This is a genomic window from Micromonospora sp. DSM 45708 (genome assembly GCF_039566955.1).
Taxonomy (GTDB): domain Bacteria; phylum Actinomycetota; class Actinomycetes; order Mycobacteriales; family Micromonosporaceae; genus Micromonospora.
In genome coordinates this window covers 5,009,737-5,024,946 of sequence record NZ_CP154796.1, presented here as the reverse complement: position 1 = coordinate 5,024,946, position 15,210 = coordinate 5,009,737, and the positions used below count along the sequence as shown (strand labels likewise).

Below are 15,210 nucleotides of genomic sequence, written 5' to 3'. Positions count from 1 at the left end.
GCCCCGGCCCGCCGCCGAGCGCGGATCACTCCGCCGGCACGACCACCTCGACGCGCTGCACCAGGTTGTTCGCGAACCCACCCCGGTTCCACGGCTGCTCGACCGGCTGGGTCCGCCCGGAGGCGTCCGTCGCCCGCGCCCCCAGCACGTACCGCCCCGGCGTCGCCGTCCACGCCACCGACCATCGACGCCACGCCCATCCGCCCCCGGTGGGCTCCTCCAGGCGCGCCGGCGTCCAGGTGTCGCCGCCGTCGAACGTCACCTCGACCGACGTCACCGGCGCGTGCCCCGACCAGGCGCGACCGTCCACCGTGCACGGCCCCGGCCGCAGCACCCGCGTCCGGGACATGAAGTCCGGGAAGCCGGGCGGGCGCACCAGCGCGCGCGGCTCGATCCGGGTCACCGGCACGCCCGGGTCGACGGCGTCCCGCCGCAGCCGGTAGGCCACCGCGTTCTGGTAACCGTCGAACGGCTCGGTCGTCACCCGAATGTCGCGCAGCCACTTGACGTGCGCCATGCCGTACCAGCCGGGCACGATCAGCCGCAGCGGGGCGCCGTGCTGCGGCAGCAACGGAGCGCCGTTCATCTCGTACGCCAGCAGCACCTCCTCGCGCAGCGCGTCGGCCACCGGCAGCGCCCGTTCGTAGTCCTGCTCGACGCCCCGCTCCACCCCGTGGTCGGCGCCGGTGAACACCACGTCGACCGCGTCGGCGGACAGGCCGGCCTCGCGCAGCAGCGGAGCCAGCGGGGTACCCGTCCACTCGGCGTTGCCCACCGCCTCCACGAGCCAGGGCTGGCTGACCGGACGCGGATGCAGCAACGCCCGCCCGTTGCCGGCGCACTCCAGCGTGACCTGCCGGGTGACCCGGGGTCGCGCGCGCAGCGCCGCCAGGTCCAGCCGGAGCGGACGACCGACCGCCCCGGACACGGTCAGCGTGTGCCCGGCCGGGTCCACGTCCGGGATGTCGTAGTGGATGAGCAGGTAGTGCAGGCCCGCCGGCGTCACGTCGTACCGCAACGCCTCCAGCGGGATGCCGTGGTTGCGCGCGGCGAGCTGGAGCTCCTCGGCGCTGATCGCCTCGTCCGGCCCGGCGACCCGCGAGGGGCGGCTGACGTCGTCCACAGAGGTCATCGCTGCTCCAACTCGTCGTAGCCCACGAACTCGAACATCCGCACACCCGGGGCGAGCGGCCGGGGCGGGCCGGTGAAGCGGTGCGCGCCGACGCCCACCCCGTCGGCCGGGCTGCTCACCGCCACCGGCACGAAACCCTCCTCGGCGAACCAGTCGCAGATGGCGGGCACCAGGTCCGGCTCCCGCCGGTGCCGGGTCCACAGCACGGTGCCGCCGGTGGCACAGAGCGACGCACAGTGTCGCACCGTCGACCGGATGTCGTCGTCGTCGATATTGCCGAAGATGCCGCAGGCCAGCACCAGATCCGCCGGGGCCAGGTCGGCGTAGCGGTCGGTCAGGGACGCGTCGCCGGTGACCACCTCCACGCCGGTCAGCCCCGCGTCGGCGGCGGCCCGGCGGGCCGGTTCGGTGTTGCGCGGGTCCAACTCGACCAGGCGGGCGGTCACGTCCCGGCCACGGGGATGAGTGGCGAGCACCGGGATCAGGTCGCGCCCCTGACCGGCGCAGAGGCTGACCGCGCGCAGCGGGCCCGGCCGCGCCGCGTCCAGCGCCTCGACGATCCGGTGCCGCACCTCGACGAGCCGCCGGGACAGCGCCGAACCGGGCTGGTCGTAGTCGCGGTGCCAGGCGTACCAGTCCTTCGTCACGCGGCCAGCATAGGCGGCCCGGCCTTAGCAGATCCGCCCCGAATTCGGGCGTCGTCCACAAGCGCGGGTCCGTCCACAGCGTCGCTCGTGGGCGGTGGCCGGACGCCGGGCGGCGCGGGCAGAGTGCGCGGCATGGCTACCCCGATCGGTCGGGCCGGCTCGGCCGTGCTGCTGGTGCTGCTCCTCACGCCGGGCCCGTCCGCCGAGCCGTCTCTCCGCCCGGCCCCGGCCGGCGCCGCCTCGTCGGCCGGTCGACCGGTGTCGGCGGCCAGGGTGCCGGGAATCGGTGCGGCGGCACGTTTTCGGTGGCCGTTGCCGGGCCCACCCCGGGTGGCCCGGCGGTTCGACCCGCCACCCCGGCCCTGGCTGCCCGGGCACCGGGGCGTGGACCTCGTCGCCGCACCGGGTGCCGAGGTGCGCGCCGCCGGAGCGGGCACGGTCCTCTTCGCCGGCGCGGTGGCCGGCCGGCCGGTGATCAGCGTCGGGCACGGTGACGGGCTGCGCACCACCTACGAACCGGTGCGCTCCCGCCTCGCGGCCGGCGCCCGGATCGACGCCGGCACACCGATCGGCGAGCTGCTCGCCGGGCACCCCGGCTGTGCCGCCGCGGCCTGCCTGCACTGGGGGCTGCGCCACGGCAACGACTACCTGGACCCGCTCGCCCTGCTCGGGCTGGGCCGGGTCCGGTTGCTGCCCCTCGGTCCGACGCCGGCCACGCCGGCCGCCCCAGGCGCTCAGCCCTGGGCGAGCAGCGTGGGCAGCCGCACGGCCAGCCGTTCGTACTCCTCGGGGGTGTTGTAGACCTGGCCGCACAGCCGCAGGTAGCCCCGGCCGTTCCAGCCGGCCACCGACACCTCGGCCGCCAGCCGGTCCGCGATCCGGGCCCGCAGCGCCCGGGCCGCGTCCAGCGTCGTCGCGACGCCGGGCGGCAACGGCACCAGCCGCATGGCGACCGCCGGTCCGCCGGGCGCCGGCAACCGCTCCGGCGCCACCCCGAGCGCGTCCCCGACCACCCGTTGCCCGTACGCGGCCAGCGCCGCGTTGTGCGCGCGCACCCGGTCCACGCCGAGGCTACGCAGCGTGAACAGGCCGACCGGCGCGGCCAGCCAACCGGTGTAGTCACCGGTGGCCTGCCACTCGACCCGGGTGGGAAACCCGCTGCCCTGCTCCCACGAGACGACGAGCGGCTGGATCCGCTCCCGCCACGGCTCCGCCACCACCAGCACGGCGGTGCCGCGTGGCGCGTACGCCCACTTGTGCAGGTTGCCGACCCAGAAGTCGGCGCCGACCGAGGCCACCGTGGCCGGCAGCATGCCCGGCGCGTGCGCCGCGTCCACCAGCACCGGCACGCCCCGCTCCCGCGCCACCGCGACGAGCGCCGCCGCCGGGAACAGCCGGGCGGTCGGCGAGGTGAGCTGGTCGACGATCAGCAACCGGGTCCGCCCGGGGCGCAGCCCGGCCCGGACGATCTCGACGGTCTCCTCGTCGGTCGCCGTCAACGGCACCGGCAGGGTTCGGGACACCGCCCCGGTCCGCTCGCACTCCCGGGCCACCGACAGGGCGACCGCCCCGTACCCGTGGTCGGTGGTCAACACCTCGTCGCCGGGGCCCAGCCCGAGCGACTGCAACACCACGGCCGCGCCGGCGGTGGCGTTGCCGACCAGGGCGGTGCCCTCCGGGTCGGCACCGAGGAAGGTGGCCAGGTGCCGCCGGGCGTGGGTGATCCGGTCGACCAGACCCTGGGCGAAGAACCGCAGCGGGTTGGCCTCCATCTCGTCGCGCAGCCGCTGCTGGGCGCGCTGCACGACGACCGGCACGGCACCGAACGAGCCGTGGTTGAGGTGGCTGACGGACGGGTCGAGGGAGAAGAGCAGCCGAGCCCCGGGAATCGGCTCGGGTGGCTGCGGCACCGTCATTCGTCGATGGTAGCCCGTCGTGGATCATCTCCGGCGGCTTCCGTCAGGCCCGCGGGTGCGCCTGCCGGTAGGCCGCCCGCAGCCGCTCGACCGAGACGTGCGTGTAGATCTGGGTGCTGGCCAGCGACGAGTGCCCGAGCAGCTCCTGGACGGCGCGCAGGTCCGCGCCCCCCTCCAGCAGGTGGGTGGCGGCCGAGTGGCGCAACCCGTGCGGGGTCACCCGCGGCACGCCGGCCGCGGCGGTCCAGCCCGCCACGATCCGTCGGGCGGTGGTCGGGTTCAGCCGCCCGCCCCGGGTGCCGAGCAGCAGCGCGCGACCCGAGCCCGGCGCCACCAGGGCCGGCCGGCCGGTGTCGAGCCACGCGTCGAGCGCGCGTTGCGCCGGAACCCCGTACGGCACCGCCCGTTCCCGGCCGCCCTTGCCCAGCACGCGGACCACCCGGCGGGCCTGGTCGACGTCCGTGACGTCCAGCCCGCACGCCTCGCTGATCCGCACTCCGGTGCCGTAGAGCATTTCGAGCAGCAGCCGGTCCCGCAGCAGCACCGCCTCCGGCGGCTCACCGCCGTCACCGGCCCCGTCACCGGTGGGGATTCTCGTGGCCCGGTCCAGCCGCGTGCCGGTGCCCGCCGTGGCTCCGACCGTGACCGCGCTCGCGCCGGCCGTGCCCTCGATCGTCGGCGTCGCTGCCTGCGTCGGTCCTGCCGCCCCTGCGGCGGTGGCGGCGGCCCGCGCGGGGGCGTCCATCAGGACGGCCGCCTGATCGGCGCGCAGGACGGTGGGCAGGTCCCGGCGGGCCCGAGGGCTGGCCAGCGGCGCGGCGACGTCGCCGGGGAGCAGGCCGGCCCGGTGCGCCCAGGTGCTGAAGGTCCGGGCGGCGGCGGCCCGGCGGGCCAGCGTCGTCTGGGCGGTCCCCACGGTCCGCTGCCGGGCCAGCCAACTGCGCAGCACCGCGAGATCCACGTCGGGCAGGTCGGTGCAGCCCATCCGTACCGCGTGATCCAGCAGCGTGACCACGTCCGTGACGTACGCCCGGACGGTGTGCGCGGAGCGGTTCCGCACCCGGGACAGATGGTCGGCGAAGTCGTCCACCGCCGCGCGCATGGCGGTGGGCAGCGCCGCGTGGAGGTCGCGGGTGCCGCCGCGTCGTCCGCCCATGCCCACCTCGTCGTCGATCCCGCGTTGGCGGGCCTGCCGTCGGAGTCACCCTACGGCCACCGGGTGAGCCGCACCTGACGGACGCGGACCCGTCGACCCGGGCCCTCGTCGCGGAACTGGAGACCCGGGAGCGGAGCGTGCTCACCCATCTCCGGTCCGCGCGTCCGTCCGCCTGACGGTCGCCGGCTGGGGAGCCAGCGCGTAGCCGCCGTCACGGCGCACCACGACGTGGAGTTCCTCCAGGACCGACAGCTTCCGCATGGCCGCCCGGATGTCCACGCCGGCCCGGGCGGCCAGCGCCTCCACCCCGATCACGCCGCGGCGCGGGAACGTCTCCACCAGCAGCGTGGCCTCGTCGTCGAGCTGGTCCGTGGGCCGGCTCGGTCCGCGTACGGGCGGGGCGAGGTCCGCGCCGATCCGACCCACCTCCTCCAGCACGTGTGCGACGCCGGTGACCAGGCGGGCCCTCGGCTCCTCGCGGAGGATCTCGTGGGCGCCGACGGACATGGCCGACGTGACCGGACCCGGAACCACCATGGCCGGGCGCCCGAGGGCGAGCGCCCGTCTCGTCGTCTGGGTCGCCCCACTGCGGGCGGACGCCTCCACCAGCACGGTGCCGAGGGTGCCGGCGGCGATCACCCGATTCCGGACGAGGAACCGGGGACGCAGCGGCTCCGCCCCGGGCAGCCATTCGCTGAGCAGCAGCCCGGACTCGGCGATCCGGTCGAAGAGCGCAGCGTTGCCCATCGGGTAGGGCCGGTCGATTCCGCACGCCAGCACGCTCACCGTCACCCCGCCGCCGTTGAGCGCGCCCCGGTGCGCCGCCGCGTCGACGCCGAAGGCGCCCCCGGAAACCACGGCCCAGCCCCGGTCGGCGAGACCGTAGCCGAGTTCGGTCGCCACGTGCAGCCCGTACGAGGTCGCGGCCCGGGCGCCGACCACGGCCACGGAACGCTCCAGGGACTCGTCCAGCCGCCGGGCCCCACGCACCCACAGGCACATCGGAGGGGCGGTTTCCAGGTCCACCCGCCGGCTGGCGCCGGGCAGCCGGAGAAGGCACAGGTCGGCGAGTCGAGCCGGCCACTCGGCGTCCTCGGGGCAGATGACACGGACGCCGAGCCGTTCCGCGCGGGCCAGCGCGTCGGCGGCGACCCCGCGTGCGTCACCGCCGGCACGGCGGGCCGCCACGGTGGCGCGGAGCCGGTCCTCGGGTGCGCCGCCGTCGAGCAGCAGATCCAGGGTGGCGACCGGGCCGATCGAGTCCACCAGCCGGTACACGGCCCAGGTGCCTGGCTCGGCGAGCCAGGTCAACGCCAGCCGGGCGAGCAGCTGCTCCTCTCCGGTGCTCATGCTCCTGCTCCCGTCCTGAGTTGGAGGGCCTCCAGCACGTCGTGCCGGTTCGGGCGCGCACGCCCGTCCAGGTCGGCGACGGTCCAGGCCATCCGGATGACACGATCGAAGCCACGTGCGGAGATCGATCCGGAGTCCAACCGGGCGCGTAGCTCAGCGGTGTCGCCGGCGGGTAGCCGCCACGGCGGACGGCGGAGGTGCGGCCCCGGTATCTCGGCGTTGAGCCGGTGCCCGGTGCCGGCCCAACGGTCGGCGGCGGCTCGCCGCGCCGCGGAGACCCGGGCGGCGACCGTCGACGAGGACTCGCTCACGGTCACCGTCTCCATCAACTCCGCCGCGCGTACCGGCATCAGTTGCACCTGCACGTCGACCCGGTCGAGCAGCGGCCCCGACAGCCGGCCGAGGTACCGTCGCCGGGACTGCGGGGCACACTCGCAGTCGACGTCGCCGGACGGCTTCGCGCAGGGGCAGGGGTTCGCGGCCAGCACCAGTTGGGAACGGGCCGGATACTCGGTGGCGCCCCGGGTGCGGGCGACCCGGACCCGCCCGCTCTCCAGCGGCTGACGCAACGCCTCCAGCGCGCCCTTGCTGAACTCCGGGGCCTCGTCGAGGAAGAGCACGCCCCGGTGGGCCAGCGACACGGCACCGGGCCGGGCCAGCCCGGAGCCGCCGCCGACCAGCGCGGGCACCGTGGTGGTGTGGTGCGGCGCCTGGAACGGTGGGCGACGCAGCAGCCCGCCACCGGGCGGCAGGAGGCCGGCGATCGAGTACAGCGCCGTCACCTCCAGGGCGGCCTCGTCGTCCAGCTCCGGCAGGATCGACGGCAGCCGCTCGGCGAGCATGGTCTTGCCGGCCCCGGGCGGGCCGAGCAGGGCGAGGTGGTGGCCGCCCGCGGCGGCGATCTCGAGTGCCCGCCGACCGAGGGGCTGCCCGGCGACGTCGCTGAGGTCGGGGCCGGTGGGCGCGCCGGCCGGCGCCGGCTGCGGTGGGGCGAGCAGCGGCGCACCGTCGCGGACGTGCGCGACGAGCCGGTGCAGCGTGTCGACCCCGTACACCCGTACGCCGGGGATGACGGCGGCCTCCGCGGCGTTGCCGGCGGGCACCACGACGCGCGGGCAGCCGGCCCGGGCGGCGGCGGCGACCATGGGCAGGGCGCCCCGGACCGGGCGGACCGCGCCGTCGAGGCCGAGTTCGCCGAGGACGACGGTGGCCTCCAGGGCGACCGGCGGTAGTTCGCCGGAGCCGGCGAGCACGGCCACGGCGATGGCCAGGTCGAACGCGGAACCGTACTTGGGCAGGGTGGCGGGGAGCAGGTTGAGCGTGATCCTCCGGTTGGGCCACTTCTGGCCGGAGTTGACGATGGCGGCGCGAACCCGGTCGCGGGCCTCGTGCAGTGCGGTGTCCGGCAGGCCGGAGATGAGCACCGCCGGCAGGCCGGGCGCGAGGTCGGCCTCCACCTCGACCACCTGCCCGGACACGCCGGCCAGGCCGACGCTGAGAACCTTGGCGTAGCCCATGTCAGAACGCGCCCCGGAGGTGTTCCACCCGGGCGTGGCCGGTGGCCGGCAACCGGACCGAGAGCACGTCGAAACGGACCTCGTCGGCGGTGGTGCCGGTCTCGGCGAGCCAGCGGGCGGCCAGCCCGCGCAGCCGACGCGCCTTGGTGCGCACCACGGCCTCGGCGGGGGAGCCGTACCGCTCGGTGCGCCGCGTCTTCACCTCGCAGAAGGCGAGGACCGGGCCTTCCCAGGCGATGATGTCGATCTCCCCGTCGGGGCAGCGCCAGTTGCGGACGATCGGGCGCAGCCCGGTCTCGATCAGGTGCCGCAGCGCGCACCGTTCGCCGTAGGCGCCGACGGCCTGGTTCCGGTTCGTCATGCCGGTCAGGATGCGACCGTCGGACGCGGTGGCGGGCAGCGCGCGAGGCGAGGTTGTGGATAGACATCCACTTGTGGACAGACACACGATCACCGATCCGATGTGCTACGGACCGGCGCAGGAGTGGCCGGTCAGACGGCGAGACAGGCTGCGCTCTCCGGGTGTCGAGCATTCCGGCGTCGACTGGGCCTGCGTGGTGGGTTGAGCGGCTGCCGAGGTCTGGGCGATCTTGTTGCTTAGGTGCGTGCGCGCGGGGCCGGTACGGCTGTAGCGCGTGCGTCCGGCGTAGCCGGGCTCGCTCGATCCTGTAGAGCGGTTTTGAGCCCGTCGGACCTTGGTCCGGCTGGCTTACTGCTTGGGTGCGTGGTTGCGGCTGGTGCGGGGTCGCTTGGCGGGCGGCGGGGCGGCACGAGAAACGACGGTTGAGCGTGCACCGATCGACCAGTGCCCGTGTCATCACTGCGGGTGCCGGGTTGGCGACCTGTGATGTTCGCGGTGAGCTGGGCTGATAGCCCCACCAGCCCGAATGGCGTGGCTGGTGCCGGTCGCATACCGTGCCCGTCGTGGACGGACGACGGAGCTATCCCGAGGATCAGCAGGAACCGCGGTGGGGCGACCGCGGGTACGAGTCGGACTGGCGTGCCGCGGGCGAGCCGCGCTACCGCGACGACGACTACCGCGCCCCGGAGCAGCGGGCGGGCGAGGGTCGGTACGCGGACCCGGGTCGGTACTCCGCCGCCGATCCGCTCGTCGACGATACGAGTGGTTGGCGGTCACAGCGACCGGACGACCCGGAGGTCTCCGGCGAACTGCCGGGGCGGGCCGGCCGACGCGCGGCCCGCGAGGCGGCGGCCGGGCACGGGGACGACCGGCTCGGCGCGGTGTCGCGCAGCGGCGTCGACGCGCTCGGCACCGCGTCGCGCGGCGCGTCGGACCCGCTCGGGTCGCGCGGCACCGACGCCCTCGCCGGGAGCGCCGACGCGGCCCGTCCCGCCTCGTACGGCGGTTTCGGCGCGGACGACCCGGCCGGGGGCGGCGACGCGGCCCGTTCCGCCTCGTACGGCGGTTTCGGCGCGGACACCCCGGCTGGGAGCGCCGATCCGGCCCGTTCCGCGTCGTACGGGAGTTTCGGCGCGGACGCCTCCGCCGGGGGTGCCGACCCGGCCCGACCCGGCCCGCTCGGCGGTTACCCGATCGTGGACGCCGGCCGGTCGGCCGAGCCCGCCACCGCCGGCGGGACGCAGATCTCGGTGGGCGGCCGGTCGAGTCCGGGTGCGGCCACCTCGCTGACCATCGGTGAGCGCCCGACCGCCCCGACCGAGCCGACGGCGCCGGTGCACCCGCTGGAGATGCCGACCGGCCCGATGCCGGCGGTCGTGCCCCGGTCGGACGGGCCGCCGCCCGGTGACGGCGTCTACCGGACCCGGCGTCCGGCGTTGGCGGTGCTGCTGGCGGCGCTCGTGCTGGTGCTTGAGGTGCCCGCGTTGCGGGTGCTGCTGCACGGGCTGGTGGGTGACCCGGTCTCCACCTCGCACGTCGTGGTGGGCACGTTCCTGGTGGTCGGGTTGCCGATCTTCGGTGCCGGTCTGTACGGCCTGCGCACCGGCGGGCTGGCGCTGGCCGACGGCAGCCGCGGCTGGCTCCGCCCGCCGACCGCGTACCTGACCGTGGGTCTGGTGCTCTTCGTCGCCGCCGCGCTCGCGGCCCGCTGACCGCCGCCTGATCCCCACCGGTACGCCGAGGGGGCGGTATCCCCGCCGCGGTGATGCCGCCACCTCGGCGACGTGGGGTGGATCAAGCCGGGCCCGGAAGGCCCAGGTGGGGCCGAGCCGGACCGGCGGCGGCTCAGGAGTGGATCAAGGGCGACCGCGCACCCCGGGGCCGGGGGGCGGAGAAGGCGCGTACACTCGTGAACTGGCGACCGCCTCGCGCGGTCGACCTCGCGTGCCCTCTCCACGGTCCCTCCGTGGAGCGACGGCCTCCCTGGTCCCGGTCCTTCGTCCGGGCCCATCCTGGCCGGCGACCGGGCGCCAGGCGTCCGGTCGCCGGCCGGACGGACAACCAGGGACAAAGTAGGAGTACCCACCATGGCCGTCGTGACCATGCGTCAGCTGCTGGAGAGCGGTGTGCACTTCGGGCACCAGACCCGGCGCTGGAACCCGAAGATGAAGCGCTTCATCTTCACCGAGCGCAACGGTATCTACATCATCGACCTGCGCCAGACCCTCGACTACATCGAGAAGGCGTACGCGTTCATCCGCACCACCGTCGCGGGCGGCGGTCACATCCTGTTCGTCGGCACCAAGAAGCAGGCCCAGGAGGCCATCGCCGAGCAGGCGACCCGGGTCGGCCAGCCGTACGTCAACCACCGCTGGCTCGGTGGCATGCTGACCAACTTCCAGACCGTGTACAAGCGGCTCCAGCGGATGAAGGAGCTCGAGGCCCTGGGTGACCTGAGCGGCACCGCCGCCGGTTACACCAAGAAGGAAACCCTCCAGCTCTCCCGCGAGAAGATCAAGCTCACCAAGACCCTCGGTGGCCTGCGGGACATGCAGAAGCTTCCGGCCGCGGTCTGGATCGTCGACACCAAGAAGGAGCACATCGCCGTCGACGAGGCCCGCAAGCTGGGCATCCCGGTGATCGCCGTGCTGGACACCAACTGCGACCCGGACGAGGTCGACTTCCCGATCCCGGGTAACGACGACGCCATCCGCTCGGCCGAGCTGCTGACCAAGGTCGTCGCCGCGGCCGTCGCCGACGGTCTGATCGCGCGTTCCGGCCGTGGCCGGGGCGGCGACGAGAAGCCCGAGGCGGGCCAGGTCGGCGCCGACGAGCCGCTGGCCGAGTGGGAGCGCGAGCTGCTCGAGGAGCCGAAGAAGGCCGACGAGCAGCCGGCGCCCGCCGCCGCCACCGAGCAGCCGGCCCCGGCCGCTGCCGAGCAGCCGGCGACCGCCGCCGCGGAGTGATCGCACCGTCGCGTCCCCGCCGGCCGACTTTCGGCCGGCCGGCGGGGCGCGGCGGACACACCGGGCGACACCGGCCCGGTTCCGGGTAACCGGCAGCCAGACCATCTCACCGCAGTAGTCACCGACACCGAAGAGAGAGTCATGTCCAACTTCACCGCCGCGGACGTCAAGAAGCTCCGGGACCTCACCGGCGCCGGCATGATGGACTCCAAGAAGGCGCTGACCGAGGCCGAGGGCGACTTCGACAAGGCCGTCGAGATCCTGCGCGTCAAGGGCGCGAAGGACGTGGGCAAGCGGGCCGGTCGCACCGCCGCCAACGGTCTCATCGCCCACTCCGGCCAGGCGCTGCTCGAACTCAACTGCGAGACCGACTTCGTCGCCAAGAACGACGCCTTCATCGCGCTGGCCCAGCAGTTGGTCGAGCACGGCGTGACCAGTGACGCCACCAACGCCGAGGAGCTGCTCGCCAGCACCATCGACGGCAAGAGCGTGGCCGACCTGATCCAGGAGCAGTCCGCCAAGATCGGCGAGAAGCTGGTGCTGAACCGCTTCGCCAAGCTCGACGGCACCACCGCGGTCTACCTGCACCGCAAGAGCCAGGACCTGCCCCCGGCGGTCGGCGTGCTGGTGCAGTTCTCCGGCAAGACCGACGAGGCGGGCGACGCGGACGCCCGCGGCGTCGCGATGCAGATCGCCGCGATGCGGCCGAAGTACCTCACCCGCGACGAGGTGCCCGCCGAGACGGTCGAGTCCGAGCGGCGCATCGCCGAGCAGACCGCCCGCGAGGAGAACAAGCCCGCGGCGGCGCTGCCGAAGATCGTCGAGGGCCGGGTGAACGCCTTCTTCAAGGACTTCGTCCTGCTGGAGCAGGCCGCGGTCGCCGACAACAAGAAGACCGTCAAGCAGGTGCTGGCCGAGGCCGGCATCGAGGTGACCCGCTTCGTGCGGTTCGAGGTCGGCCAGGCCTGAGCCGCCGCACCGGGCCGTGGGCCCGGGCCGCGAGAAACGTGGACGAGGAGGCCGCCGGTGTACGCGACAGGCACCGCGGCCTCCTCGTCACATAGGGTCGGCAAGGGCAGGTACGCGACGCTCGCGCGGTGCGCGGGGAGAAGGGGCGGGGCGGATGACGCAGGTTGTGAGTGACCGGAGCCTGGCGGCGGATGACCCGACCGCCCCTCCGCCCGGCCGGTCCCGTCGGGTGGTGCTGAAGCTCTCCGGCGAGGTCTTCGGCGGCGGCGCGATCGGCGTCGACCCGGACGTGGTGCAGGGCATCGCCCGGCAGATCGCCACCGTGGTCCGCCGCGGCGTGCAGGTCTCCGTGGTGGTCGGCGGCGGCAACTTCTTCCGCGGCGCCGAGCTGCAGAAGCGCGGCATGGACCGCGCCCGCGCCGACTACATGGGCATGCTGGGCACGGTGATGAACTGCCTCGCGCTCCAGGACTTCCTGGAGAAGGAGGGCATCGAGACCCGGGTGCAGAGCGCCATCACCATGGCCCAGGTCGCCGAGCCGTACATCCCGCTGCGCGCGATCCGGCACCTGGAGAAGGGCCGGGTGGTGATCTTCGGCGCCGGCGCCGGGATGCCGTACTTCTCCACCGACACGGTGGCCGCCCAGCGCGCGCTGGAGATCCGCGCGGACGTGGTGCTGATGAGCAAGAACGGCGTGGACGCGGTCTACACCGCCGACCCCCGGATCGATCCGACGGCGAGCAAGCTCGACTCGATCACCTTCTCCGAGGTGCTGCGCCGCAACCTGCGGGTCGCCGACGCCGCCGCGTTCAGCCTCTGCATGGAGAACGGCCTGCCGATGCTGGTCTTCGGCGCCCAGGGTGACGACACGATCGTCCGCGCCGTCGGCGGTGAGAAGATCGGCACGCTGATCACCGCCTGACCGGCCCACCCGGACCGGCAGCGGTCCTCTGCCACAGCCCCAGCACAGCCCACGACGAGCGACAGAAGGAGGCGAGGAGACCGGTGATCGACGACACCCTCCTCGAGGCGGAGGAAAAGATGGAGCGTGCCATCGAGCACGCCAGGGAGGAATTCGGCGGGATCCGCACCGGTCGCGCCAACGCCGCCATGTTCGCCCGGATCGTCATCGACTACTACGGCAGCCCGACCCCGCTGCCGCAGATGGCGTCCATCGCGGTGCCCGAGCCGCGCATGGTGATCATCAAGCCGTACGACACCTCGCAGACCAATGCGATGGAGAAGGCGATCCGCGACTCGGATCTCGGGGTGAACCCGAACAACGAGGGCAACCAGCTGCGCATCGTGCTCCCGCAGATGACCGAGGAGCGGCGACGCGAGATGATCAAGGTCGCCCGGCAGAAGGGCGAGGAGGCGAAGGTCGCCGTCCGTAACATCCGCCGCAAGGGCAAGGAAGAGCTGGACCGCCTGGTCAAGGACGGCGAGGTCGGCGAGGACGAGGGCCGGCGCGCGGAGAAGGACCTGGACGACCTGACCCAGCGCTTCGTCGCCACGGTGGATGAAATGATCAAGCACAAGGAGAGCGAGCTGCTCGAGGTCTGAGCGGCCCGCCCACTCCGTCACGGCACCGCGCCGCCGCCGCCCGGCACCCCGGGCGGCGGCCCGGTGCCGTCGTCGTGCCCGGTGGCGTCCACCCTCGACGCCGGGCGGTTGCAGTAGGCTCGGCACGATTCGGCGACCACCACCGGGTGAACGGCGGGGATCGTCCGGTCGTCGGTCGGTCAACAGGAAGTCTCACGCCGGTAGGGGATGGTTTTGGTCTTGCGTCATGTGGTGGCTTTCGTACCGTCTGCCGGTGCGTGATGTCCCACCCCGACCCCTACGGCAGCACCGAGCCGCGCGGCTGGGAGCGCTCGGCCCCCGCCCTGCCCTGGCCGGAGACCGACCTGGAGCCCGGCCCGTGGCGGCGTCCCGGCCCCGGCCCGGACGCCTACCCCGAGGCGGAGGCCTACGCCGGGCCGGTCACCGACCCGTACCCGGTGGAGCAGCGGCACCACGACGCGCCGTGGCCGTCCGACGGATCCCCGGCCGCGCCGCGCGGCCGGTGGGACGAGCCGGGGCCCGGCGACCGCGGTCCGCGGGGCGGCGACCGGCCGGACGACGACTACCCGACCGCGCAGATCGCCCCGGTCCGTGACGACCTCGCCCTCCGTGACGACCTCGCCCTCCGTGACGACCTCGCCCTCCGTGACGACCTCGCGCTCCGTGACGACCTCGCGGTACGTGACGAGCCCGCGCCCGGACCGTCGGCCGGCCGCCGGTCGAAGGGGCGTCGGCGGGCGAGCGCGGACCGTCCCCCGACCACCGCGCCGCCGGCGTCCCGGGCCGGCCGCAACCTGCCGGCGGCGATCGGCGTCGGGGTGGCCCTCGGCGCGGCGATCGTGGTGCCGCTCTTCTTCTTCCTGCCGGCGTTCCTGGCCGTGCTCGCCGCCGCGGTGGCGATCGGCAGTTGGGAGATGGCACGGGCGGTCCGCCGCAGCGGCGCCCACCCGCCGCTGGTGCCGCTGGTCGCCGGTGGCGTGATCATGGTCGGGCTGGCCTGGTTCGCCGGCCCGGACGCGCTCTGCCTCGGGCTGCTGGTCACCGTGCTGGGCACGATGATCTGGCGGCTCGGTGACGGTCCCGGCAACTACCAGCGTGACCTGACCGCGGCCACGCTGATCGCGGTCTACGTGCCGTTCCTCGCCGGCTTCGCGGCCCTGCTCGCCGCCGCGCCCGACGACGGTCACCTGCGGGTGCTGGTCACGCTGGTGGGGGTGGTGCTCTCCGACACCGGTGGTTACGCCGCCGGGGTGGCCTTCGGCAAGCGTCCGATGGCCCCGAAGATCAGCCCGAAGAAGTCGTGGGAGGGCTTCGCCGGCTCGGTCACCGCCGCCGCTGTGGGCAGCGCGCTGCTGCTGTGGCTGCTGTTCGACGTGGCTCCGTGGTGGGGCGCGCTGTTCGGGATGGCGATCTCCTGCGCGGCGGTGCTCGGTGACCTCGCCGAGTCGATGATCAAGCGTGATCTGGGCGTCAAGGACATGAGCAACCTGCTGCCCGGCCACGGCGGCCTGATGGACCGGCTCGACTCGATCCTCTTCGCGGTGCCGACGGCGTACCTGCTGCTGGCGGTGTTCGTGCCGGTGGTGGGCTGAGGGATGGATCACGTCGTCGTCACGCCCCCGACCGGCCGGTC

14 protein-coding genes are annotated in these 15,210 nt (G+C 74.4%); 7 read left to right on the top strand and 7 right to left on the bottom strand.

Annotated features, from left to right (window positions below; all coding sequences use genetic code 11):
- Positions 1-25 precede the first annotated feature (25 nt).
- Together VKK44_RS21345 and VKK44_RS21340 are read right to left on the bottom strand one after the other, a co-directional pair.
- The gene (locus tag VKK44_RS21345; RefSeq protein WP_343442962.1) at positions 26-1,132 is read right to left on the bottom strand and encodes a sulfite oxidase; all 1,107 of its coding nucleotides are present in this window, start codon (positions 1,130-1,132) and stop codon (positions 26-28) included.
- The gene (locus VKK44_RS21340) at positions 1,129-1,779 is read right to left on the bottom strand and encodes a class I SAM-dependent methyltransferase (protein WP_343442961.1); all 651 of its coding nucleotides are present in this window, start codon (positions 1,777-1,779) and stop codon (positions 1,129-1,131) included. The genes VKK44_RS21345 and VKK44_RS21340 overlap by 4 nt, the downstream gene beginning before the upstream one ends.
- A gap of 132 nt (positions 1,780-1,911) precedes the next feature.
- Between VKK44_RS21340 and VKK44_RS21335 the strand changes: the two genes are divergently transcribed.
- Entirely contained in the window at positions 1,912-2,580 is a 669-nt protein-coding gene (locus tag VKK44_RS21335) for a murein hydrolase activator EnvC family protein (protein ID WP_458351551.1), read from the top strand.
- Here VKK44_RS21335 and VKK44_RS21330 read toward each other — a convergent pair.
- From VKK44_RS21330 to VKK44_RS21310, 5 genes are all read right to left on the bottom strand, one after another.
- The gene (locus VKK44_RS21330) at positions 2,514-3,695 is read right to left on the bottom strand and encodes an aminotransferase class V-fold PLP-dependent enzyme (RefSeq protein ID WP_343442960.1); all 1,182 of its coding nucleotides are present in this window, start codon (positions 3,693-3,695) and stop codon (positions 2,514-2,516) included. The genes VKK44_RS21335 and VKK44_RS21330 overlap by 67 nt on opposite strands.
- A 43-nt stretch (positions 3,696-3,738) precedes the next feature.
- Positions 3,739-4,851, bottom strand: coding sequence for a tyrosine recombinase XerC (locus VKK44_RS21325; protein ID WP_343442958.1), 1,113 nt, complete (start codon positions 4,849-4,851; stop codon positions 3,739-3,741).
- A gap of 141 nt (positions 4,852-4,992) precedes the next feature.
- Positions 4,993-6,201, bottom strand: a complete 1,209-nt coding sequence (locus VKK44_RS21320; protein WP_343442956.1) for a DNA-processing protein DprA — start codon at positions 6,199-6,201, stop codon at positions 4,993-4,995.
- A complete protein-coding gene (locus VKK44_RS21315) occupies positions 6,198-7,718 on the bottom strand; it encodes a YifB family Mg chelatase-like AAA ATPase (RefSeq protein WP_343442954.1) in 1,521 nt (506 codons plus the stop codon). Before VKK44_RS21315 ends, VKK44_RS21320 begins: the two co-directional genes overlap by 4 nt.
- Position 7,719: 1 nt before the next feature.
- Positions 7,720-8,079 carry a YraN family protein gene (locus VKK44_RS21310; RefSeq protein ID WP_343442953.1) on the bottom strand — a complete coding sequence of 120 codons (360 nt, stop codon included), beginning with the start codon at positions 8,077-8,079 and terminating at the stop codon, positions 7,720-7,722.
- Positions 8,080-8,633: 554 nt separating this feature from the next.
- Between VKK44_RS21310 and VKK44_RS21305 the strand changes: the two genes are divergently transcribed.
- The 6 genes from VKK44_RS21305 (at position 8,634) to VKK44_RS21280 (ending at position 15,169) form a co-directional block, all read left to right on the top strand.
- Positions 8,634-9,791 (top strand): hypothetical protein, encoded by a 1,158-nt coding sequence (locus VKK44_RS21305; protein WP_343442952.1) that lies wholly within the window; start codon positions 8,634-8,636, stop codon positions 9,789-9,791.
- A gap of 375 nt (positions 9,792-10,166) precedes the next feature.
- On the top strand, positions 10,167-11,045 hold the full coding sequence (gene rpsB, locus VKK44_RS21300) for a 30S ribosomal protein S2 (protein ID WP_343442950.1): 879 nt from the start codon (positions 10,167-10,169) through the stop codon (positions 11,043-11,045).
- Between the two features lie 141 nt (positions 11,046-11,186).
- Positions 11,187-12,014: a translation elongation factor Ts gene (gene tsf / locus VKK44_RS21295; protein ID WP_343442948.1), complete on the top strand. Its 828-nt coding sequence runs from the start codon at positions 11,187-11,189 to the stop codon at positions 12,012-12,014.
- A 154-nt stretch (positions 12,015-12,168) separates the two neighbouring features.
- Positions 12,169-12,936, top strand: a complete 768-nt coding sequence (pyrH, locus tag VKK44_RS21290; protein ID WP_036345766.1) for a UMP kinase — start codon at positions 12,169-12,171, stop codon at positions 12,934-12,936.
- A gap of 83 nt (positions 12,937-13,019) precedes the next feature.
- On the top strand, positions 13,020-13,577 hold the full coding sequence (frr, locus tag VKK44_RS21285; protein ID WP_343442946.1) for a ribosome recycling factor: 558 nt from the start codon (positions 13,020-13,022) through the stop codon (positions 13,575-13,577).
- Between the two features lie 260 nt (positions 13,578-13,837).
- Entirely contained in the window at positions 13,838-15,169 is a 1,332-nt protein-coding gene (locus VKK44_RS21280) for a phosphatidate cytidylyltransferase (protein ID WP_343442944.1), read from the top strand.
- The last annotated feature ends 41 nt before the right edge of the window (positions 15,170-15,210 follow it).